Origin of the sequence: Cupriavidus sp. BIC8F (assembly GCF_032465815.1) — a bacterium.
Taxonomy (GTDB): Bacteria; Pseudomonadota; Gammaproteobacteria; order Burkholderiales; family Burkholderiaceae; genus Cupriavidus; species Cupriavidus necator.
Genome location: NZ_CP136095.1, coordinates 1,489,729 through 1,510,751, shown reverse-complemented (window position 1 = coordinate 1,510,751; position 21,023 = coordinate 1,489,729). Strand labels below are relative to the sequence as shown.

Genomic DNA, 21,023 nt, shown 5'->3' with positions numbered 1-21,023 from the left:
TTTCACTGCAATGAGGAGAAGCAATGGATTGTCCGGTGTGCCCGCAAACGCAACTCGTGATGTCCGAACGCCAGGGCATCGAGATCGATTACTGCCCAAAATGCCGCGGTGTCTGGCTGGACCGGGGCGAACTCGACAAGATCCTTGAGCGCTCCGTGGCGGCCGCCCCGGTGCAGCAGGCGCCCATGCGGCAAATGCCGCAGCAAACCCCGCCCCCGCGACAGGAATACCAGCGCGGCCATGACGACCGCGACCGGTACTATGAGCGCGAGCAGAAGCACTATAAGAAGAAGAGCATCTGGCACGAGCTGTTCGACTGACGCTGGCTTGCCAGTGAGCAAGGGCGACGCAAGGTCGCCCTTTTTGTGGCCGGCCGCAGACCGCTATAACCCTGCCGCCAACCCATCTCCACGTGGATCCGTGGCGCCATACATCACGCCTGTCACCGGATCGATCAGGATGGCGCCCGCGTGGCCCATGGTGTCGGTGAACGCCTCCACGCGCCTGACCGGATGCCCGCGGCGAGCCAGCTCGGAGGTCACGGCTTCCGGCACGCGGCCTTCAATCTTGAGGTCATTCGACGACACGCCCCAAGTCCGCCCATACAGCCAGCGCGGCGCATTGACGGCGTCTTGCGGGGACATGCCGAAATCCACGATCCGCGTCACCAGCGCGGCCTGCGTTTGCGGCTGCCCTTCCCCGCCCATGGTGCCGTAGACCAGGAACGGTTTGCCGTCCTTCAGCAGCAGTGCCGGGTTGAGGGTATGGAAGGTGCGCTTGCCCGGCGCCAGGTGATTCACGTGCGCGGGATCGAGTGAAAAGAACGAGCCTCGGTTCTGCAGCAGCACGCCGGTGCCCTTGGGGACGATGCCAGAACCGAAATCGTGATACACGCTCTGGATCATCGACACCACGTTGCCGTCCTTGTCGGCGGTGCCGAACCACACCGTGTCGCCGTGCGGGTCCATCGGCTTCACGTCCATGCCGGCCCGCAGCATGCTGATGCGCCCCGACTGCAGCTGCCCGTGCTGCGGCGAAAGCAGCCGCGCCAGGGGGATCTGCACGAAATCCGGATCGGCCACGTAGCGGTCGCGATCGGCAAAGGCCTGCCTGGTCGCCTCCACCAGCACGTGATAGTAGTCGGCCGTGCCTTCGCCGAGGGCGCGCACGTCGCGCTTGTCCAGGATATTCAGGATCTCTAGCGAGGCAAAGCCTTGCGTGTTGGGCGGAAAGTTGACGGCCTGGTAGCCGCGGTAGTTCACCGTGATCGGCTGCACCCAGTCGGCGCGATGGCGGGCAAAGTCGCCGTAGGTCAGTACGCCGCCATGCGCCTGCAAGTCGGACACGATCTTGCGCGCGATCTCCCCCTGGTAGAACGCCTTGGCGCCGCCCGCCGCGATCTGCTGCAGCGTTCCGGCAAGGTCGGGCTGGCGCAGGGTTTCGCCAACCCGGTAGGCGGAGCCGTCCGGCTTGAGGAACGCCTGGCGAAAGCCGTCGAAGCGCTGCAAGGCGCGGAACTCCTTGTCGGACGGATCGATATTGATCCGGCTCCAGGTCACGAATGACGACGAGACCGGAAAGCCCGTCTCGGCATAGCGCACGGCATCGGCCAGCAGATCCGGCCAGGGCAGGCTGCGGCCCATGCCCTGGCGCGCGTACTGGTAGGCCGCCTCCCAGCCGGCAACGGTACCCGGCACCGTGTTGGCCGACAGGTAACCGCGGGCGGGGATCTTGTCCAGGCCCTTTCCTTGGTAGAAGGCGATACTGGCCTGCTCGCCGGCTCGGCCGCTGGCATTGAGCGCGCGCACCTCGCGGGTTCTGGCGTTGTAGATCAGCCAGAACGCATCGCCGCCGATGGAGTTCATATGCGGGTAGACCACGGCGATGGTCGAAGCCACCGCGATGGCAGCATCGACCGCATTGCCGCCGCCCGCAAGCACGCGCAGGCCCGCCTGCGTGGCCAGGCGGTTTGACGAAGTCACCATGCCGCCGGTGGCCATCGGGTTGACGCAGGCTGAAGGTGTGTCGCAGTACTTGCCGCTCACATCGAAGGCCCACGCCGGCGCAGCCGGCAGGGTGAGCGCGGCCAGCAAGCCGGCCCGGCGCAATCGGGTGGAAAGTCGTATGCGGTGCATTGCAGGCTCCGTTGGTGACACAGCGAAGAGGCATGCCGGAGGCTGGGCAACCTGCATGCGTGGTAGAGCGGATTGCCCGGATTGCCCGGATTGCCCGGATTGCCTATGGGGCGAGCGCAAGTTAGCCTGCGGCAAAGATTCTGGCTAACGGCAAAGTCGCATCCGGTATCGCCAATCGGACATCACCAGCGGCATCGCCCACATCGCCAACGGACACTGCATGCCTGCCCACGACCACGGCCTGCGCGCACTCGCGCAGCTGCCCCGCCCGCTATATGGCCATGTCGAAGCCCTGCCCAACCGCATACTGGGCTACCGCCACCGGCATCCGTGGTGCCAGTTCGCCTATGCCCTGGAGGGCGTGCTGGAGGTGCTGACCGACAGCGGGCGCTTCGTGGCGCCGCCGCAGTGGGCAGTCTGGATTCCGTCCGGCATGCAGCACCGCGTGCGCTGTGCGGCCGGCACCCGCGTCCGCAGCCTTTACCTGGACAACGGGGCTTGCGCGGCGGTCTCGGGCCGCTGCCGTGTGCTCACGGTAAGTCCGCTGCTGCGCGAGCTGATCCGGGCCTTCAGCTACCTGCCTGCCGAATACGATGAGCACAGCGCTGACGGCCGCCTGGCGCGCGTGCTGCTGGACCAGCTCTGCGCCGCGCCGGAAGTGGAACTCATGCTGCCACTGCCGGCCGACCCGCGCCTGCGGCTGGTCTGCAACGGCCTGCAGCGCCACGCGGACCGCGATACCAGCCTGGCTGCGTGGAGCGCCCGCCTGGCGGTGTCGGACAAGACCCTGACCCGGCTGTTCCTGCGCGAAACCGGGCTGACCTTCCGCGCCTGGCGGCAGCGCCTGCGCCTGCTCGACGCGGTCCCGCGGCTGGAGCGCGGCGAGGCCGTGACCGACGTTGCCCTGGATTGCGGCTATGACTCGCTGTCGGCGTTTATCGCGGCATTCCGGCGGCTGTACAACATGACCCCGGGCGAGCTGTCCCGCGCAAACCGGCCCGGCACTTCCGCGGCGTAGCGCGCTGCCGTCACGCCGCCTTGCGCCTGCGCCGTGAAGCTTCCGCGGCAGCATCGCGCAGCTCCGGCGGCAAGGCGCGCAGTTCCGCGGTGAAGAACGCACGCTCGGCCGGCCGCAGCGCGGGCAGCTGGGCGGCCAGCCGCTCCACTGCTGCACACGCTATTGCGGTAGCGCCTTGCTCGTGGGTGAGATACCAGGCCGATTCGAGCAACAGGTTGGCCAGTTGCAACGGCCCCAGCCTGACGTGGCCGGCGTCATGGTCTTCCAGTGCGAACGCAGCCACGGCCGACCAGCGCACGAAGCCCTTGGCCGGCGCGAACGGTGCATGGAACGGCCGCAGCGCGTCGACAGCATCGGCAACGGACAGCGGGCGCTGGCGGCGGAACGCGGCCATGCTGTCGTTGGCCCTGGCTGGCCGGTCGGACGGCGGGGTATCGGGCCCGCAGCTGCCGCGTGCGATGCGCAGCAGGAAGATCGCATTCCACGCCGTGCCGCCGCCTACGCCAAACCGGTCGCAGATCCACTCCGACAAGCCCAGCCAGCGCATCGCCTGCCGCTGCACCGCACTGGCGGACAAGGCGCGCGCGGCATCGACCAGGCCGTGCTGCCAGAACAGCCACAGGCACAGGCCGATATTGGCCGCGGCATGCTGCACGGCGTCGACGGAATCGGCCTCGTAGGCTGCCTGCAGGGCGCCGGCGAAGGTATCCAGCGCCAGCTGCGCGGCCCGCGCCGTGCCGGCATGCCCGGCGCGCATGGCATCGGCCTTGTGCAGCAGCGCTTCCAGGTTCAGCACTTCAAAGCGCACGCGCGGGTTGTAGCGCACCACCAGGCGCAGTTCCGGATCGGAGTGCAGGCCTTCCAGGCCGGCACGCGCGCCGTAGCTGTCGCCGCGGGTATGGCGTTCCCAGGCCCGCACGATATGCGCCATGGCGCAGAACGCGGGCGTCGCCGCGCCGGCCTCGGCCGCCTGCACCAGGCGGTCGACACGCCTGAGCGCCGCCCGGCTCTGGTCGAGGCGGCCGCAGCGGCGCCAGGCCAGGCTTTCCTTGAGCAGCGACAGCGCTTGCTGGAAACCGTCACCGGCACTGCGGCCCGCCGCGCGGAAGGATTCGGCCACGGCTGAGCCATGCATGCCCGCGTGGCCGTCCTGCGCGCCGCGCATGGCCTGGGTCAGCTCGCTCCAGAAGGCCATGTCGCGCATCACGTAGCCAACGCCGTCCGGCTGGCCCGCCGGCGCCGCTTGCGGCCCCGCGGCAAAGGCAAGATGGCGGGCCAGCGCGGCCGGGCCCAGCGTGCGCCCGTCCGCCACAAAGCGCAGGCGCCGCGCGCTCGCTGCCGTGATCCAGAACGGCCCGCGGCTGCGGTGCGCCGGATTGGCCGCGGCGGGATCGCGCTGGCGGTCGGCCCCCCATCCGACCGCCACCTGCCACCGCGCAAAGTCCGCAAACGCGCGCGACGCCAGCATGCGCAGGTTGGCCGCCGTCGGGAAGGCGCTGCGCACCACTGCCGCGGTGACACCGCCCGCGCCGGTGCGATGCGCATGCCAGATGCGCGCCAGCAGCCAGACCGACTGGTAGCGCGCGGGTTGGCCGTCGACCCGGTACGGGGCCGACACGTCGATACGGATCGGGGCAGGCGTGGCTGGCATCAGGCGGTCAGGGAACGGGGGCAATCGCGGGGAAAGCGCGGGCGGCGCCCGACATGTTACGCAAGTTACAGGCAGCACGGTTGGCGTTATCCGGGCGCTCTCCTATGCTGCGCACCACGGTCCGGGCCCGGATTGCCATCCCCTCAACTCCTCTGCACAGCCATGAACAATCATCTTGCTCGTTTGCTGACACCGATGGCGATCAGCCTCGGCCTGCTTGCCTCCACCCTGCCTGCCATGGCGGCACCGAAAGAAGTCCCGCTGGATGCCGCGGTGCTGTTCCGCCAGGCCGATACCACCGGCACCATGGTGATCTACGACCTGCGGCGCGACCGCATGCTGACCTACAACAAGCCGCGTGCGGCCACCCAGTACTCGCCGGCGTCGACCTTCAAGATCCTGAACTCGATGATCGGCCTGGAGAGCGGCGCCGTGGCCGACGTCGACCAAGACAAGCTGCCGTGGGACGGCAAGGTCTGGCTGGTCGGCGGCAAGGCCATCCTGCCCGAGGCCTGCAACGCTGACGTGCCGCTGCGCGTCGCCTTCCCCAACTCCTGCGTGCCGGCCTACCAGGCGCTGGCGCGGCGGGTTGGCAGCGCGGCCTACCAGCGCTACCTGACTGCGTCGCACTATGGCAATGCCAACAGTTCCGGCCAGGTCGACCGCTTCTGGCTGAACGGCACGCTGCAGATCTCCGCCTACCAGCAGATCGACTTCCTGAAGGGCGTGGTGCAGCGCACGCTGCCGTTCTCGCCGACCACCTTCAAGGCCGTGGACGACATCACGGTGACGGAGCGCACCGCCGCCTACACCTTGCACGCCAAGACCGGCTGGGCCGATTCGGCCAGGCCGGCGGTGGGCTGGCTGGTGGGCTGGGTTGAGCGTGGCGACGACGACTACCTGTTTGCGCTCAATCTCGACATGCTGCGGCCCGAACACGCCAAGGCGCGCATGGAGATCGCGCGCGCGGCGCTGCGCCAGGCGGGGGCGCTGCCGGATTGACGCTTCCGAAGGCGGCCGCCGCACGCGCGGCCGCCTTCAGTCACTGCCCTCAGACATTTCACACAGGCAATTTCTCCCCCGTATTTCAGATCCGTCTGATTTACCTGCCGACCCCGGATCGATAGCTTTGGCCGGTCGGCATTTCCCACCGCGTCGCCCGACGCAACCATTCCGTAGTGGGATCCGCCGGCGCCTGTATGCAACGGGACAGCAAGACCGCTCCCATGATCCGGAGGTGAAATCCAATGAGAAAAATAGCAATGCCGGCAGCCCTGCTGTCGGCCATCGCGCTGCTGGCCGCCTGTGGCGGCGGCGGGGACGACGCAACGACCACACCAGCGGCACAAACGCCACCGTCTGAAAATAATCCGGCACCGGCGCCTGCACCAAAGCCTGAGCCCTCGCCCGAAGCAGCACCGCAACCCGCACCCGCTGGCGAGCTGCGGCCGAGCCTGAGCGCACCGCAACCGGGCTCGACGGCAGCGGTCGGCAATGGCAGCGAAGGTCTCTGGGTCGGCCTCATGAACGCCACGCTGGTCGACAACAGCGGGAAGTTCGTGCACGCGAGACTGACGGGCGTGCTGGGAGGCACGTTCCAGTTTTCTGGTTCGGCCTGGACGCTGGGCCCCGGCACGCTGTACGAAACCGGCTTTGCCTACCCGGCCACCGGGGCCGGCACCATTACCCCGGGCCAGCGCTTTGACGGCAATTTCGTCGCCACGCCAGGCAACCCTACCAATGTGCTATCCGGTACCTATGATCCATCCAACGCGCTAGCCGTGGACCAGGCTGCCATCGCCGGCAACTGGAAGCAAGACGGCTTTGCCATGCAGATCGACGACGCGGGCAACGTCACCGGTACCTATACCAGCGGCACACGCATTTGCGACCTGCAGGGCACGGCAACGCTTGCCACCCCGGGATCGGCCAAGAACCTGTATGCGGTCAGGATCGTTGCCGAAAACTCCACGCAGCCGGGCAGCACCGGTTGCGCGCTGTCGACTGGCGTGCCGCACAACGGCTTTGCCGCGATCCGCCTGATGCCGGCCGACGGCAGCATCATCGTGAACAGCAGCACGCGCTATGCGCGCACGCTGGTGATGGCCTGCAGCACCGGGACCGGCGGGTATCTCACCATGCAAATGTCGAAGCAATAAGCCCACTTCCGGGCAACGCCCCTGGCGGTCCCCTGCGGGCGGACCGCCGCAGCCTTCCGCGTCGGAGCCACAGCAGTGGCTTCGCCATCACCTGGCGCCCAGGCGCCGCATCCGCTCTCCGGGTTTCCCCGCGGTTGAGTTCTGCGCTCCTATATCATTTAATTCAACGTGAATTAATTAATAGCGGACGGAGACAAGATGACCGCATCCAAAGCGGGCCGTGGCGTGAATTCCGCCAGCCTGCGCCTGTACAACGAACGCGCGCTGCTGCTGGCGCTGCGCCGTGCCGGCGAGGCCTCCAAGGCTGACCTGGCGCGCATGGCGCAACTGACCAATACGGCGGTGGGCAGCATCGTGCAGACCCTGTCGGAGGAAGGCCTGGTCGAGCAGTCCGGGCGCCGCACGGAAGGCCAGCGCGGCCAGCCCGCCAGCCTGATCCGGCTGCAGCCCAAGGGCGCCTTCGGCATTGGCGTACGGCTGGACCGCGGCAGCATCGAGGTGGTGATGGTGGACTTTGCCGGCCATATCCTGGCCAGCCGCGCCCACCAGCTGGTCCTGCCCCACCCCGACCAGGCGCTGGAAATGGTGCGGCACGATATTGCCGAGCTGCGCGCCCTGCTCACCCCCGCCGAACAGAAGCGTCTGCTGGGCATCGGCGTGGCGCAGCCCTATAACCTGGGCGCCTGGCTGCGCGAGCTGGACGTGCATGGCGAAGCCTTCCAGGCAAGCTTCCGCGCCTGGGACCAGGCTGATTTCCCGGCGATGCTCAACGCCGCCACCGGCTTGCCGGTCTTCGGCGAGAACGACGGCACCGCCGCCGCCGTGGCCGAGCTGTTCTACGGGCGCCACCATGCCCAGCATTTCCTCTATGTCTTCCTTGGCCCCGCTATCGGCGGCGGCGTGGTGCTCAATGGCGACTGCGTACGCGGTGTCTCCGGCAATGCCGGCGATATCGCGATGATGCCGGTGCCACCCAGCACCCTGGCTTCCGCGCCGGTTGCCACCGGCAACGGCAAGCGGCGCGACATCCTGATCTCGCGTGCGTCGCTCAACGCCCTGACCCGCCACCTGCGCCACCACCGCGTGGTGGTCAACGGCCACGCCGACCTGCAGCGCCAGGTCGAGCTGGGCCACCGCGCGGTCGAGGAATGGATTGCCGACTGCGTCGATGCGCTGGCGCCTGCGCTGCAGTCCGCCCTCGCCGTGCTCGACGTGCCGCTGGTGATCTTCGATGCCGATATCGACGGCGGTCTGGTCGCCACGCTGATCGCGCGCCTGCAGCAGGCGCTGGATGAAGGCGCCCCCGAAGCCCGCGCGCCCGCCACCGTGGTGCGCGGCTGCTTTGGCGCCAACGCCGGCGCGGTGGGTGCCGCGTCGCTGCCGATGTTCATGAACTTCTCGCCACGCGCCGAGCTGCTACGGGGTGCGTCTGCCATCGTTCCGGAGGCCAGCCATGCCATTGTCTGAAGCACCGCGTACCTCGCCCATGCCAGCGCACCTGCATGGCGTCCATGCGGGCGCCGCCCCGCTGCTCGAGCTGCGCAATATCTCCAAGACCTTCCCCGGCGTGAAGGCGCTCAGCAACATGGAGCTGACCGTCTACGCCGGCGAAGTCCATGCCCTGATGGGCGAAAACGGCGCAGGCAAATCCACCTTGATGAAGATCCTGTCCGGTGCCTACATCGCCGACCCGGGCGGTGAGTGCCGCATCGCCGGCGAGCCGGTGGCCATCGACGGCCCCGCCACGGCGCGCGCCCACGGCGTAGCCGTGATCTACCAGGAGCTGAGCCTGGCGCCCAACCTGAGCGTGGCCGAGAACATCTACCTGGGCCGCCACCTGCACCACCGCGGCATGGTCGACCGCGCCGCCATGGCGCGCGCCTGCGAGGCCACGCTGGCCCGGCTGGGCGCGGACTTCACGCCGCAGACGCCGGTGCATAGGCTGTCGATCGCGCAGCGCCAGCTGGTGGAGATTGCCCGCGCGGTGCATTTCGAGACCCGCATCCTGGTGATGGACGAGCCCACCACGCCGCTGTCCACGCGCGAGACCGACCGCCTGTTCGCGCTGATCCGCCAGCTGCGCGCCGAAGGCATGGCCATCATCTACATCAGCCACCGCATGGCGGAAATCGATGAGCTGGCCGACCGCGTCACCGTGCTGCGCGACGGCTGCTTTGTCGGCACGCTCACGCGTGAGGGTCTGACGCAGGCGGCGCTGGTCAAGATGATGGTCGGGCGCGACCTGTCCGGCTTCTACACCAAGACCCATGGCGCGACCGCACCGGGCGAGATCATGCTGTCGGTGCGCAATATGTCCGATGGCCGGCGCGTGCGCGGCTGCAGCTTCGACCTGCGCGCCGGCGAAGTGCTGGGCCTGGCCGGGCTGGTGGGCGCCGGGCGCACCGAGCTGGCGCGGCTGGTCTTCGGCGCCGACGCCCGCACCGATGGCGCCGTGTTCGTGGCCGGCACGCCGCTGGCCGTCACCGGCCCGCGCCAGGCGATCGATGCCGGCATTGCCTACCTGACCGAAGACCGCAAGCTGCAAGGCCTGTTCCTGGACCAGAGCGTGCACGAGAACATCAACCTGATCGTGGCCGCGCGCGATGCGCTGCGCGGCGGGCGCCTGAACCGCGCCAGCGCGCGCCAGCGCACGGCCGCGGCGATCCGCTCGCTCGGCATCCGCGTGGCGCACCCGCAGGTCAACGTGGGATCGCTGTCCGGCGGCAACCAGCAGAAGGTGATGCTGTCGCGGCTGCTGGAAACCCGGCCGCGCGTGCTGATCCTGGACGAGCCCACGCGCGGCGTGGATATCGGTGCCAAGGCCGAAATCTACCGGCTCATCAATGAGCTGGCGCGCTCCGGCGTGGCGGTGCTGATGATTTCCAGCGAACTGCCCGAGGTGGTCGGCCTGTGCGACCGTGTGCTGGTGATGCGCGAAGGCGAGCTGGCCGGCGAAGTGCCGGGCTGCGCCGATGCCGCCGCCATGCAGGAACAGATCATTGCGCTGGCAACCGGCGCCGGCGAACAACAGCCCCCGGTCCTGCATTGAACCGCTGAATTCCCGTACAGGCCGGCAAAGAACGGCCGCGCCGGGGCGGCATTCCGCCTCGCAGCATCAGGAGACACTTATGCGCAATCCCCTCTCATCCACGACCCACGCGGCCCACGGCGTCACCGCCCCGGCTTCCGCCCCGCTCGCGCGCGCCACCGGACGCGCCACCACGCAGGAACGCCTGCGCGCGCTCGGCATGCTGCCGGTGCTGGTGCTGCTCTGCCTGGGCTTCACACTGCTGACCGAGAACTTCGCCAGCCTGCAGAACCTGTCGATCATCGCCCAGCAGGCGTCGATCAATCTGGTGCTGGCCGCGGGCATGACCTTCGTGATCCTGACCGGCGGCATCGACCTGTCGGTGGGATCGATCCTGTCGGTGTCGGCGGTGGTGGCGATGCTGGTCTCGCTGATGCCGCAACTGGCGGCGCTGAGCGTGCCGGCAGCGCTGCTGTGCGGGCTGCTGTTCGGACTGGTCAACGGCGCACTGATCGCCTTCATGAAGCTGCCGCCGTTCATCGTGACGCTGGGCAGCCTGACCGCGGTGCGCGGGCTGGCGCGGCTGGTCGGCAACGACAGCACGGTCTACAACCCGGATATCTCGTTCGCCTTTATCGGCAACGGCGACCTGCTGGGTATCCCCTGGCTGGTGGTGATTGCCATTGTGGTGGTCGCGGTGTCGTGGCTGGTGCTGCGCCGCACGGTGCTGGGGCTGCAGATCTACGCGGTCGGCGGCAATGCCGAGGCGGCGCGCCTGTCGGGTATCAAGGTGTGGGTGGTGCTGCTGTTCGTCTATGCGGTGTCGGGCCTGCTGTCGGGGCTGGGCGGCGTGATGTCGGCGTCGCGGCTGTATGCGGCCAACGGGCTGCAGCTGGGGCAGTCCTATGAGCTGGATGCGATCGCCGCGGTGATCCTGGGCGGCACCAGCTTTGTCGGCGGGGTCGGATCGATTGCCGGCACGCTGGTAGGTGCTCTGATCATTGCGGTGCTGTCCAACGGACTGATCCTGCTGGGCGTGTCGGATATCTGGCAGTACATCATCAAGGGCCTGGTGATCATCGGCGCGGTCGCGCTCGACCGCTATCGCCAGAAGGGCTCTGCCCGTACCTGACACGCTGCCGGACAGGAGAAACATTGTGATCCAACCCATCCTCAAGGCCCTGGCCGCCGGCGTGCTGGCCGCGCTGTGCGCGGCACCAGCCATGGCTCAGGCGCCCGCGCATAACGCGCAGGCTTCTGATGCCCAGGCCGCGCAACGTCCGCTCAGGAAGGTAGGCGTGACGCTGGGCTCGCTGGGCAATCCATATTTCGTCGCACTGGCCCGCGGTGCCGAGGCCGCGGCCCGGCAGGTCAACCCGAAGGTAAAGGTCACCGTGCTGTCGGCGGACTACGACCTGAACAAGCAGTTCATGCACATCGACAGCTTTATCGTCGCCGGCGTCGACCTGATCCTGATCAACGCCGCCGACGCCCGTGCCATCGAGCCGGCGGTACGCAAGGCGCGCAAGGCCGGCATCGTGGTGGTGGCAGTCGATGTGGCCGCCGCCGGTGCCGATGCCACCGTGCAGACCGACAACACCCAGGCCGGCGAACTCGCCTGCGGCTTTATCGCCGACCGGCTCAAGGGCCGCGGCAACGTCATCATCCAGAACGGCCCACCGGTGTCGGCGGTGCTGGACCGGGTCAAGGGCTGCAAGACCGTGCTGGCGCGCCACCCCGATATCCGCATCCTGTCCGACGACCAGGATGCCAAGGGCTCCCGCGAAGGCGGGCTGAACGTGATGCAGCTGTACCTGACGCGCTTTCCCAAGGTGGATGCGGTCTTCACCATCAACGACCCGCAGGCTGTGGGCGCGGACCTGGCCGCGCGCCAGCTCAACCGCCGCGGCATCGTGATTGCCTCGGTCGACGGCGCGCCTGACATCGAGGCGGCACTGAAGGCCGACACGCTGGTGCAGGCCTCGGCCAGCCAGGACCCGTGGGCCATTGCCCGCACCGCGGTGCAGCTGGGCGTGGGCATGATGAACGGCCAGCGCCCGCCCAACCCGACCGTGCTGCTGCCGTCCACGCTGGTGACGCGCGCCAATGTCGGCCAGTACAAGGGCTGGGCCGCGCCGCGGTAAGCGGCATGGCCGGCCCCTCCACCCTTTTCTCTATTTGCTGATCCATGATGGCTAGCCACCCTGCCGGCGCTCCGGCGCCTGAACCTGCCCCGGAGTTCGATTTCGTACTGTTCGGCGCCACCGGCGACCTGGCGCGGCGCAAGCTGCTGCCGGCGCTGTTCGATGCCCACGCCGCGGGCTCGCTGCATCCGCGCGGGCGCATCCTGGCACTGGGCAGCCAGCCGCTGTCGCACGACGCCTACCTGGCGATGCTCGACGATGAAGTGCTGCCAGCGCTGGCGGGCAACGCCGCGGCCGCAGCCTGGCAGGGCTTTCTCGACCGCATCCTGTACCTGCAGGTGGATGCCAACGCCGATGCCGGCTTCGATGCGCTGGCCGAGCTGGTCAATGCGCGCGCGGCGCCGGTGGTGGTGTTCTACCTGGCCACGGCACCGCACCTGTTCGTCACCATCTGCGAGCAACTGGCGCGCGTGGGCCTGACCGGCCAGCGTAGCCGCATCGTGCTGGAAAAGCCGCTCGGACACGACCTGGCCTCGTCCGAGGCCATCAACGCCGAAGTGGCGCGGCACTTTGCCGAGGACCAGATCTACCGGATCGACCACTACCTGGGCAAGGAGTCGGTGCAGAACCTGATGGCGGTGCGCTTTGGCAACGTGCTGTTCGAGCCGCTCTGGCGGCGCGAATGGGTGCGTCAGGTTCAGATCACCATCGCCGAAGAGCTGGGCGTGGAGCGCCGCGGCAACTTCTACGACGGCATCGGCGCGCTGCGCGACATGGTGCAGAATCACCTGCTGCAGCTGCTGTGCATGGTCGCGATGGAGCCGCCCACGAGCCTGTCGGAAGACGCCATCCGCGATGAGAAGCTCAAGATCCTGAAGGCGCTGCGGCCGATCCGGCCGGAAGACGTTGCCGAGAAGGTGGTGCGCGGGCAGTACGCCCGTGGCGCCGCGGGCGGCGACCCGGTGCCCGGCTATGCCAGTGAGCCCGGCATCGCGCCCGACAGCCGCACCGAGACCTTCGTCGCCATCCGCGCCGAGATCGCCAACTGGCGCTGGGCGGGGGTGCCATTCTACCTGCGCACCGGCAAGCGCATGCAGTCGCGCGTGGCGGAGATCGTGATCCATTTCCACGACGTGCCCTACCCGCTGTTCCCGCATCCGCTGGGGGTCATGTCCGGCAACCGGCTGGTGATCACGCTGCAGCCAGAGGAGAGCATCCGGCTGTATTTCCTGACCAAGCAGCCGGGCGACACGCAGGCGCTGATTCCCGCGTCCCTCGACCTGCAACTGAACACTGCCGCCCCACGTGTGCGGCGCGTGGGCGCGTACGAGCGCCTGCTGCTCGACGTGATCCGCGGCCGGCTGGGCCTGTTCGTGCGGCGCGATGAGCAGGTGCAGGCGTGGCGCTGGGTCGCGCCCATCCTGAAGACGTGGGAGAACTCCCCCACGCCGCCCAAGCCTTACACCGCCGGCACCTGGGGCCCGGCGGCCTCCAGCGCCCTGCTGTCGCGAGACGGCATGGCCTGGCATGAAGAGATGTAGCCCACGTATTGCGGAGTATCTGACATGACCACTTCCCTGCCCGCCTGGCAAGCCCTGCGCGCGCACGCCGACACCCTGCGCGGCACCCATATGCGCGACTGGTTCGACGGCCCGCGCGGACCGCTGCGCGCCGAGCGCTTCACCGCCGAAGCCTGCGGCCTGACGCTGGACTACGCCAAGAACCGCATCACCGACGAAACGCTGGCATTGCTGTTCACCCTGGCTGGCCAGGCACGCGTGGCCGAGCGGCGTGACGCCATGTTTGGCGGCGAACCGGTCAACACCACCGAGCACCGCGCCGCACTGCATATCGCGCTGCGCGCCTATCCTGAGGATGGCTATCGCGCGCTCGGCGTGCCCGTGGGCGCGGACGTCGCCACGGTGTTGGCACAGATCGAGCGCTTTGCCAATGCGGTGCGCAGTGGCGCCTGGACCGGGTTCGATGGCCGCGCGATCACCGACGTCGTCAATATCGGCATCGGCGGCTCGGACCTGGGCCCGCGCATGGTCTGCCGCGCGCTGGGCGATGCAAAAACCACCGGCCCGCGCATGCACTTTGTCGCCAATGTCGACGGCAGCGATCTGGCTCGCACGCTGTCGGGGCTGGATGCCGCCACCACGCTGGTGATCGTCTGCTCCAAGACCTTCACCACGCTGGAAACCATGGCCAATGCCTGCACCGCGCGCGACTGGTTCCTGCAGCAAGGCATGACCCGTGCCGGGCTGGCGCGGCATTTCGTGGCGGTGTCGACCAACCGCGATGCGGTGGCCGAGTTCGGCATCGACCCGGCCAATATGTTCCCGTTCTGGGACTGGGTGGGCGGGCGCTTCTCGCTGTGGTCCGCAGTGGGACTTTCGATCGCCGTGGCCATCGGCTTCGAGCGCTTCCGGCAATTGCTGGACGGCGCGCGCGCGATGGACCTGCATTTCGCCAGCGCACCGCCCGAGCACAACCTGCCGATGATCCTGGGCCTGATCGACGTCTGGTACCGCAGCTTCCTCGGTGCCGGCAGCCGCTGCGTGGCGCCCTACTGCGAGCCGCTGGAACTGCTGCCGGCCTTCCTGCAGCAACTGGAAATGGAAAGCAACGGCAAGTCCGTGCGGCTTGACGGCGGCGCGCTCGACGCGGGCTCGGCCGCCGTGGTGTGGGGCACCACCGGCACCAACGGCCAGCACGCCTACTTCCAGATGATGCACCAGGGCTCGCAGCTGGTTCCGGTGGACTTCATCGCCACGCTGGAACCAGTGAGCGACTTGCCCGGCCACCATACCAAGCTGCTGGCCAACTGCTTTGCACAGGGCGAAGCGCTGCTGCGCGGGCGCACCGCCGACGAAGTGCGCGCCGAGGGCGCGCGCGATGAAGCGCTGGTGCCGCACCTGGTGTTCGAGGGCAACCGGCCCAGCAACACGCTGCTTCTGCAGCGGCTGGACCCGTACCACCTGGGCGCGCTGCTGGCGCTGTCGGAACACCGCACCTTCGTGCAGGGTGCGCTGTGGCAGATCAATTCGTTTGACCAGTGGGGCGTGGAACTCGGCAAGAAGCTGGCCGCGCCGATCCAGCGCGAACTGGAAGGCACCGCCGGAGCCGTCGCGCATGATGCCTCAACCGCCGCACTGATCCGCCGCGCCCAGGCCGTGCGGGCAACGGCCGCAAACTAACCCGCGGCAGACAACACAGGAGACGCCAATGTCCACGCCCCTTCCCCGCTATGTCGTGTTCGGCGAAGCCCTGACCGACATGGTCCGCCAGGCCGACGGCAGCTGGCTGGGCCTGCCCGGCGGCTCATGCTGGAACGTGGCGCGCGTGGGCGCCCGGCTGGGCATTGCGACCGCCTTTGCGGGCGCCGTCAGCCAGGACCTGTTCGGCGATGACCTGGCGCAGGCCAGCGCTGACGCCGGCCTGGACAGCCGCTTCCTGCAGCGGGTGGCGCGCTCGCCGTTCCTGGCCTTTGTGGCCTCGCGCCATCCGCCGCAGTACTTCTTTGTCGGCGACGACAGCGCTGACCTGCATTTCGATCCAGCCCGCTTGCCAGAGGGCTGGCGCCAGGCGGCAGAGGCGATCCACTTCGGCTCCATCAGCCTGGTGCGCCAGCCGCTGGCGGCACGCCTGTGTGAAGAAGCCACGCTGGCCGCAACGGCGGGCAAGCGCATTGCCTTCGACCCCAACTTCCGGGACCTGATGCGCGCACCGGGCTACGCCAATGTCCTCGCACACATGCTGCGGCTGGCCAGCTACGTCAAGATCTCCGACGAAGATCTGGCCGGGCTCTTTCCCGCGCTCGATACCGACACAGCACTGGCACAAGTACGCGCCATGGCGCCCGATGCAACCGTCATGCTGACGCGCGGCGCGCATGGCATGACGTTGCTCAAGGGCAGTAGTGTCGTCGAGCAGCCTGCGCTCGCAGTCGAGGTGGCCGACACCGTCGGCTGTGGCGATGCGGCGATGGGCGGCTGGATGGCCGGCGTGCTGTCCGGCGCGGCGGGCGACCTTGCCGCACAGGCGCGGCTGGCTGCGGCCGCGGCGGCCATTGCTGCGACCCGGGCCGGCGCGTATCCGCCGCGGCGCGATGAAGTGGAAGAACTGCTGGCTGCTTGAAAGGCCGGCGACAGGCCGCAAGCGTTCAGCAATGGGAAAGCCGGAGCCAGCAAGGAAAGCCGTTTGGGAAAGCTCTAAATACGCGTCAGATCTCGAGAAAGCAACCCCCTCGTTACATTGTCGGTGGCAAAGTGATGTGCTAGCCAGACGAGCCTTGGCCACAGACAACGTGATTCGGTGGCCCCTATGGGCGTACGAAACTATGCAAGCGGTCGGGCTCGCTATACTTATCACACTGTGATAGCATATCTATGCGCGACCGTAACCTCGACACACTGTTGGACCTGGATGGACTCCGCTTCGTCATAGACGACGAAAGCTTGCATTGGGTGAAAATCGTGGTGCGTACTTGCCCTGTCTCGCAGGAACGCCCTCACGGACTGAGGTATTCGCTGACACTGCATGACAGGATTGGCTGCCGTTTGCTTGGCTTTGACAATGCGCACGGCATCAATGAGGGATCCGGGCCAGGAGTGCGGACGCGCATTGAATACGACCACCAGCACATGGCGGCGGGCGTTCGATTCTACGACTACCAGGATGCTTCCACGTTGCTGGAAGATTTCTGGACTGAGGTCGACAAGATCCTGCAGCAAAAGGAGTGAATGATGAGCGGCAACCTCAAGATTGGCATCGCCTCACTGGAAGACTTCAAGGCCCGCACCATGGCGATCGCCCGCGGCAAACTCAAGCCCGGAAAGGATGAGCCCAAGGTCTGGTTTCAATCGCTGGACGTGCTGGCAAAGGTCCTGTCCCCAGCCAATCGCCAATTGCTTGCGCTGATCGCGGAAACGAATCCTGAATCGCTCGAAGAGCTATCGCAGAAAACCGGACGCGCCGTGTCGAACCTGTCGCGGACACTCCGCACGATGGAGGGCTATGGCTTGATTCACTTCGAACAAGGGCCACGCCGCAGGCTTGCTCCGCGCGTTGACTACAGCGGCGTGGAGCTTGAGCTTGCTTTCCACTAACATCCGCTGACTGGCTGGCACCATGGCCGGCGCGCTTGCCGCTACGGCAGGAACGCCGGCGACAGCAGCCGCAGCCCGATCGTAAAGAAGCGCGCGCCGGTACCGCCGCCGAACACGTTGCCGTAGGTGGTATCGACCTGCACGCGGTCCTGCACCATCCAGAAACGGAATCCCGCCTGGAACGACGGCTTGCCGCGGTTCTCGCCGAAGGTCTCGGCGATCAGGAACACGCGCGGGTGCAGCTGGGTTTCAGTGCCCACGCCCCAGGTCATGCGCGTCTGGTTGTTCTCGGTGTCGCGGTTGGCGCCCACGTTCAGGTGCGCGACGAAGCGGTCGTCGGCAAACGAGACCGACACCGGCACGTTGAGATACAGGTTGCCGAACAGCTTGCGTTGCTCGGCATTGGGATGATGGATAAGGCCAGCGGACAGCGCAATACCATAACCGTTGGCCTCCAGCGGCTTCAGCAGCGTCTTGGCCTGGAACTGCACGTTGGTGGCATCCAGCCCGCCATCGATCCGGTGCAGCGACCCGCCCAGCGTCAATTCCAGGTTGCCGGTGGGATTGCACCCCGGCAGCGCCCAAAGCTCATTGCCGCCGGACTGGAACTGCATCCACGATTCCAGCTGGCAGGACTTGGGATCGACAATGCGGGCATCGTCGGTGATGAGCGGCCGGGCCGCAAGCGCCGGCCGGCAGGCCGCGGCCACGATGGCCACTGTGGCCAGACGCACGAAAAACAGGTGCCACACCATGGCAACCCTCCTGACAAATACCGCCACATGGCCGCCAACGATACGCGCAGGCCATGACAAGACATCGAAGGACAGGAAGGGAGGATCGGCACCGGCGGGCGCAGGCTTGCACCTGGCCGCGGGAGACACTGCAGGGCGCGAGGGCGGCACTGCAGCGAAAGACTGCAGTGGCTCAGCGCACCCCGGCGGCCCGGGAAACTTCCCTTCCGCGAGAATGACTGGGACAACTGTCCACGGATAACTCCGCTGATAAGAACGGGGCGCAGTGTAACGGCAGGCCAGCGGCGCGGTCAACCCGAGCCATGCGCCACGCGCATGCATTCATGCGGAGATATCGCTACCGTCTGCGCCCCGCCTTCTCCTAACATCAGCTGCACCATCTGCCCGGCCGGTCTGAGACGACACCGGCCCTTGCCCCCGGCAGCTGCCACAGAGGAGGAAACACCCATGCAAAACAGTGCTGCGCCCACGAGCGCGCCCTACACACCGGCAGCGCCTGCGGCGCCCGCCATCCAGCCCAGCCAGCGCCGGCGCGCCATCATCGCCACGGTGATCGGCAATGGCCTGGAATGGTTCGATTTCACCGTCTACAGCTTCTTCGCGGTCATCATCGCGAAGCTGTTCTTCCCCACCGGCGACGACCTCAGTTCGCTGCTGCTGGCCGTGGCCACCTTCGGCGTGGGCTTCTTCATGCGCCCGGTGGGCGGCATCGTGCTGGGCATCTACGCCGACCGCGTGGGCCGCAAGGCAGCACTGTCGCTGACCATCCTGCTGATGGCGCTGGGCACCACGCTGATCGGCATTGCGCCGACCTATGACCAGGTCGGCATCTTCGCCCCGCTGCTGATCGTGGTGGCGCGCCTGATGCAGGGCTTCTCCGCCGGTGGCGAAATGGGTGGCGCCACCGCCTTCCTGACCGAATATGCACCGGCGCGCCAGCGTGCCTACTACTCCAGCTGGATCCAGGCGAGTATCGGCGTGGCCGTGCTGCTGGGCGCGGCGGTGGGCACCTTCGTCACCAGTTCGCTGAGCACCGAGGCGCTCAACAGCTGGGGCTGGCGCCTGCCGTTCCTGCTGGGCATCGTGATCGGCCCGGTGGGCTACTACATCCGCCATCACCTGGATGAAACCCCGACCTTCCGCGACAACGCCGAGCGCGCCGATTCACCGCTCAAGGAAATCGTGCAGGCCTACCCACGCGAGACCCTGGCCAGCTTCTCGATGGTGATCCTGTGGACGGTGTGCACCTACGTGCTGCTGTTCTACATGCCGACCTACGCGGTCAAGGTGCTGAAGGTGCCGCAGGCCGATGGCTTTATCGCCGGCATGGCGGGCGGCAGCGCCATCATGGTGTTCGCGCCGCTGGTTGGCCTGCTGGCCGACCGCATCGGCCGGCGCGTGCTGCTGAGCGGCTCGGCGCTGCTGATCCTGGTGCTGGCGTGGCCGATGTTCGTCTTCATCAACCATGTCCCCGGGCTGGCTTCGCTGCTGGTGTTCCAGCTGGTATTCGGCGTGCTGATCGCCACCTATACCGGCCCGATCCTGGCGGCCTTCTCCGAGCTGTTCCCGGCTCGCGTGCTGTCGACCGGCCTGTCGGTGGCCTACAACTTCGCGGTGACGATCTTCGGCGGCTTTGCCTCGTTCATCATCACCTGGCTGATCGCCACCACCGGCAGCAGCATGGCGCCGGCCATCTACGTGATGATTGCCGCCGCCATCAGCCTGGCCGGCACCCGCTTCGTGCGCGAACCTTCCTACCTGCAACAACGCTGACATGTCCCAGAGTCCCCAGACCCTTTTCCACGGCGGCGATGTGCTCGAACCCGGCACGGGCGAGCTGCTGCGCGGCCACGATGTCCTGGTTGAAGGCGACCGGATCGCCGCGGTCGGCCCGGCCATCGACGCCCCCAACGCACAGCGCATCGACGCGCGCGGCAAGACCGTGATGCCCGGCCTGATCGACTGCCACGTGCATGTGCTGGCCTCGCTGGCCAACCTCGGCCTGAACGCGGTGCAGCCTAACGTGCTGGTGGCGATCCGAGCGCTGCCGATCATGCAGCGCATGCTGGAGCGCGGCTTCACCACCGTGCGCGATGCCGGCGGCGCCGACTGGGGCCTGTCGCAGGCGGTTGCCACCGGGCTGGTGCCGGGGCCGCGCATCTTTGCGTCGGGCAAGGCGCTGTCGCAGACCGGCGGCCATGGTGATTTCCGTCCGCGCTCGGATGTGCTGGAGCCCTGTTCGTGCGCCTTCCGCGCCGGTGCCATCGCGCGCGTGGTGGATGGCGTCGATGCGGTGCGTCTGGCCGTGCGCGAAGAAATCCAGAAGGGCGCCAGCCAGATCAAGATCATGGCCTCGGGCGGCGTGGCCTCGCCCACCGACCCGATCGGCAACACCCAGTACAGCGAAGACGAGATCCGCGCGATCGTGGCCGAAGCCGAAGCCGCGCAGACCTATGTGATGGCCCACGCCTACACCGGCCGCGCCATCACGCGCGCGGTGCGCTGCGGCGTGCGCACCATCGAGCACGGCAACCTGGTCGACCGCGCTGCCGCCGACGAGATGCGCAAGCACGGCGCCTTCGTGGTGCCGACGCTGGTCACCTACGACGCGCTTGCGCGCGACGGCGCCCGCCTGGGCCTGCCGGCCGACTCGGTAGCCAAGATCGAGACCGTGCGCCAGGCCGGCCGCGACTCGCTGCGCATCTATGCCGATGCCGGCGTGCCGATGGGCTATGGCTCCGACCTGCTGGGCGAGATGCACGACCACCAGTCCGAAGAGTTCCGCATCCGCGCCGAGCTGCTCGGCAACCTGGAAGCGATCCGCTCGGCCACTTCTGTCGCCGCCGCCATCCTGCAGCGCGAAGGCGAGCTTGGCACCGTGCGCGCCGGCGCGCTGGCGGACCTGCTGCTGGTCGACGGCAACCCGCTGGCCGATATCGGCCTGATCGCCGGCCAGGGCGAGCGCCTGAGCGTGGTGATGCAGGCCGGCCGCATCCACCGCCGCGCCGGCTGACCCGGCCTG

The 21,023-nt window shown here is 67.8% G+C and carries 18 protein-coding genes; 15 read left to right on the top strand and 3 right to left on the bottom strand.

Going from position 1 to position 21,023, the window contains the following annotated elements; all coding sequences use genetic code 11:
* The first annotated feature begins 23 nt into the window (after nt 1-23).
* Nucleotides 24-320 carry a zf-TFIIB domain-containing protein gene (locus RS901_RS27050; RefSeq protein WP_316157210.1) on the top strand — a complete coding sequence of 99 codons (297 nt, stop codon included), beginning with the start codon at nt 24-26 and terminating at the stop codon, nt 318-320.
* Nucleotides 321-383: 63 nt separating this feature from the next.
* On the opposite strand, the gene ggt is transcribed toward RS901_RS27050, so the two are convergent.
* The gene (ggt, locus tag RS901_RS27045) at nt 384-2,000 is read right to left on the bottom strand and encodes a gamma-glutamyltransferase (RefSeq protein ID WP_316157305.1); all 1,617 of its coding nucleotides are present in this window, start codon (nt 1,998-2,000) and stop codon (nt 384-386) included.
* Nucleotides 2,001-2,355: 355 nt separating this feature from the next.
* On the opposite strand from ggt, the gene RS901_RS27040 reads away from it, so the two are divergent.
* Nucleotides 2,356-3,153 (top strand): helix-turn-helix transcriptional regulator, encoded by a 798-nt coding sequence (locus RS901_RS27040; RefSeq protein ID WP_316157209.1) that lies wholly within the window; start codon nt 2,356-2,358, stop codon nt 3,151-3,153.
* Between the two features lie 10 nt (nt 3,154-3,163).
* On the opposite strand, the gene RS901_RS27035 is transcribed toward RS901_RS27040, so the two are convergent.
* On the bottom strand, nt 3,164-4,804 hold the full coding sequence (locus tag RS901_RS27035; protein ID WP_316157208.1) for a hypothetical protein: 1,641 nt from the start codon (nt 4,802-4,804) through the stop codon (nt 3,164-3,166).
* A gap of 162 nt (nt 4,805-4,966) precedes the next feature.
* On the opposite strand from RS901_RS27035, the gene blaOXA reads away from it, so the two are divergent.
* From blaOXA to RS901_RS26980, 11 genes are all read left to right on the top strand, one after another.
* Nucleotides 4,967-5,806, top strand: coding sequence for an OXA-1206 family carbapenem-hydrolyzing class D beta-lactamase (gene blaOXA / locus RS901_RS27030; protein ID WP_316157207.1), 840 nt, complete (start codon nt 4,967-4,969; stop codon nt 5,804-5,806).
* A gap of 245 nt (nt 5,807-6,051) precedes the next feature.
* Complete coding sequence (locus tag RS901_RS27025; RefSeq protein ID WP_316157206.1) at nt 6,052-6,963, top strand: hypothetical protein; 912 nt, start codon at nt 6,052-6,054, stop codon at nt 6,961-6,963.
* Nucleotides 6,964-7,161: 198 nt separating this feature from the next.
* Nucleotides 7,162-8,430, top strand: coding sequence for an ROK family protein (locus RS901_RS27020; RefSeq protein WP_316157205.1), 1,269 nt, complete (start codon nt 7,162-7,164; stop codon nt 8,428-8,430).
* Nucleotides 8,431-8,449: 19 nt separating this feature from the next.
* Nucleotides 8,450-10,012, top strand: a complete 1,563-nt coding sequence (locus RS901_RS27015; RefSeq protein ID WP_316157304.1) for a sugar ABC transporter ATP-binding protein — start codon at nt 8,450-8,452, stop codon at nt 10,010-10,012.
* 79 nt (nt 10,013-10,091) lie between these two features.
* Entirely contained in the window at nt 10,092-11,123 is a 1,032-nt protein-coding gene (locus tag RS901_RS27010) for an ABC transporter permease subunit (RefSeq protein ID WP_316157204.1), read from the top strand.
* A gap of 91 nt (nt 11,124-11,214) precedes the next feature.
* Nucleotides 11,215-12,135 carry an ABC transporter substrate-binding protein gene (locus RS901_RS27005; protein WP_316157303.1) on the top strand — a complete coding sequence of 307 codons (921 nt, stop codon included), beginning with the start codon at nt 11,215-11,217 and terminating at the stop codon, nt 12,133-12,135.
* Between the two features lie 44 nt (nt 12,136-12,179).
* Nucleotides 12,180-13,676: a glucose-6-phosphate dehydrogenase gene (gene zwf / locus RS901_RS27000; protein ID WP_114130750.1), complete on the top strand. Its 1,497-nt coding sequence runs from the start codon at nt 12,180-12,182 to the stop codon at nt 13,674-13,676.
* Between the two features lie 24 nt (nt 13,677-13,700).
* Nucleotides 13,701-15,335 (top strand): glucose-6-phosphate isomerase, encoded by a 1,635-nt coding sequence (gene pgi, locus RS901_RS26995; RefSeq protein WP_316157203.1) that lies wholly within the window; start codon nt 13,701-13,703, stop codon nt 15,333-15,335.
* A 28-nt stretch (nt 15,336-15,363) separates the two neighbouring features.
* Nucleotides 15,364-16,275 (top strand): carbohydrate kinase, encoded by a 912-nt coding sequence (locus RS901_RS26990; RefSeq protein WP_316157202.1) that lies wholly within the window; start codon nt 15,364-15,366, stop codon nt 16,273-16,275.
* 251 nt (nt 16,276-16,526) lie between these two features.
* A complete protein-coding gene (locus tag RS901_RS26985) occupies nt 16,527-16,880 on the top strand; it encodes a toxin-antitoxin system TumE family protein (protein ID WP_316157201.1) in 354 nt (117 codons plus the stop codon).
* Nucleotides 16,881-16,883: 3 nt separating this feature from the next.
* Nucleotides 16,884-17,246: a helix-turn-helix domain-containing protein gene (locus RS901_RS26980; protein WP_013953158.1), complete on the top strand. Its 363-nt coding sequence runs from the start codon at nt 16,884-16,886 to the stop codon at nt 17,244-17,246.
* 41 nt (nt 17,247-17,287) lie between these two features.
* Here the strand turns inward: RS901_RS26980 and RS901_RS26975 are convergent, their stop codons facing one another.
* The gene (locus tag RS901_RS26975; protein WP_316157200.1) at nt 17,288-18,001 is read right to left on the bottom strand and encodes a hypothetical protein; all 714 of its coding nucleotides are present in this window, start codon (nt 17,999-18,001) and stop codon (nt 17,288-17,290) included.
* A gap of 447 nt (nt 18,002-18,448) precedes the next feature.
* On the opposite strand from RS901_RS26975, the gene RS901_RS26970 reads away from it, so the two are divergent.
* Nucleotides 18,449-19,774 carry an MFS transporter gene (locus RS901_RS26970; protein ID WP_316157199.1) on the top strand — a complete coding sequence of 442 codons (1,326 nt, stop codon included), beginning with the start codon at nt 18,449-18,451 and terminating at the stop codon, nt 19,772-19,774.
* Nucleotide 19,775: 1 nt separating this feature from the next.
* Complete coding sequence (locus RS901_RS26965; protein ID WP_316157198.1) at nt 19,776-21,014, top strand: amidohydrolase family protein; 1,239 nt, start codon at nt 19,776-19,778, stop codon at nt 21,012-21,014.
* The last annotated feature ends 9 nt before the right edge of the window (nt 21,015-21,023 follow it).

What these genes read in the sequence shown, in the direction of transcription:
- RS901_RS26985 (WP_316157201.1), top strand. Translation starts at nt 16,527, where the DNA reads ATGCGCGACCGTAACCTCGACACACTGTTGGACCTGGATGGACTCCGC.
- RS901_RS27050 (WP_316157210.1), top strand. Translation starts at nt 24, where the DNA reads ATGGATTGTCCGGTGTGCCCGCAAACGCAACTCGTGATGTCCGAACGC.
- RS901_RS27020 (WP_316157205.1), top strand. Translation starts at nt 7,162, where the DNA reads ATGACCGCATCCAAAGCGGGCCGTGGCGTGAATTCCGCCAGCCTGCGC.
- RS901_RS26970 (WP_316157199.1), top strand. Translation starts at nt 18,449, where the DNA reads ATGCAAAACAGTGCTGCGCCCACGAGCGCGCCCTACACACCGGCAGCG.
- ggt (WP_316157305.1), bottom strand. Translation starts at nt 2,000, where the DNA reads ATGGCCACCGGCGGCATGGTGACTTCGTCAAACCGCCTGGCCACGCAG.
- RS901_RS27015 (WP_316157304.1), top strand. Translation starts at nt 8,450, where the DNA reads ATGCCAGCGCACCTGCATGGCGTCCATGCGGGCGCCGCCCCGCTGCTC.
- RS901_RS26990 (WP_316157202.1), top strand. Translation starts at nt 15,364, where the DNA reads ATGTCCACGCCCCTTCCCCGCTATGTCGTGTTCGGCGAAGCCCTGACC.
- RS901_RS27010 (WP_316157204.1), top strand. Translation starts at nt 10,092, where the DNA reads ATGCGCAATCCCCTCTCATCCACGACCCACGCGGCCCACGGCGTCACC.
- RS901_RS27040 (WP_316157209.1), top strand. Translation starts at nt 2,356, where the DNA reads ATGCCTGCCCACGACCACGGCCTGCGCGCACTCGCGCAGCTGCCCCGC.
- RS901_RS26975 (WP_316157200.1), bottom strand. Translation starts at nt 18,001, where the DNA reads ATGGTGTGGCACCTGTTTTTCGTGCGTCTGGCCACAGTGGCCATCGTG.
- zwf (WP_114130750.1), top strand. Translation starts at nt 12,180, where the DNA reads ATGATGGCTAGCCACCCTGCCGGCGCTCCGGCGCCTGAACCTGCCCCG.
- RS901_RS26980 (WP_013953158.1), top strand. Translation starts at nt 16,884, where the DNA reads ATGAGCGGCAACCTCAAGATTGGCATCGCCTCACTGGAAGACTTCAAG.
- RS901_RS27005 (WP_316157303.1), top strand. Translation starts at nt 11,215, where the DNA reads ATGGCTCAGGCGCCCGCGCATAACGCGCAGGCTTCTGATGCCCAGGCC.
- RS901_RS27035 (WP_316157208.1), bottom strand. Translation starts at nt 4,804, where the DNA reads ATGCCAGCCACGCCTGCCCCGATCCGTATCGACGTGTCGGCCCCGTAC.
- blaOXA (WP_316157207.1), top strand. Translation starts at nt 4,967, where the DNA reads ATGAACAATCATCTTGCTCGTTTGCTGACACCGATGGCGATCAGCCTC.
- RS901_RS26965 (WP_316157198.1), top strand. Translation starts at nt 19,776, where the DNA reads ATGTCCCAGAGTCCCCAGACCCTTTTCCACGGCGGCGATGTGCTCGAA.
- pgi (WP_316157203.1), top strand. Translation starts at nt 13,701, where the DNA reads ATGACCACTTCCCTGCCCGCCTGGCAAGCCCTGCGCGCGCACGCCGAC.
- RS901_RS27025 (WP_316157206.1), top strand. Translation starts at nt 6,052, where the DNA reads ATGAGAAAAATAGCAATGCCGGCAGCCCTGCTGTCGGCCATCGCGCTG.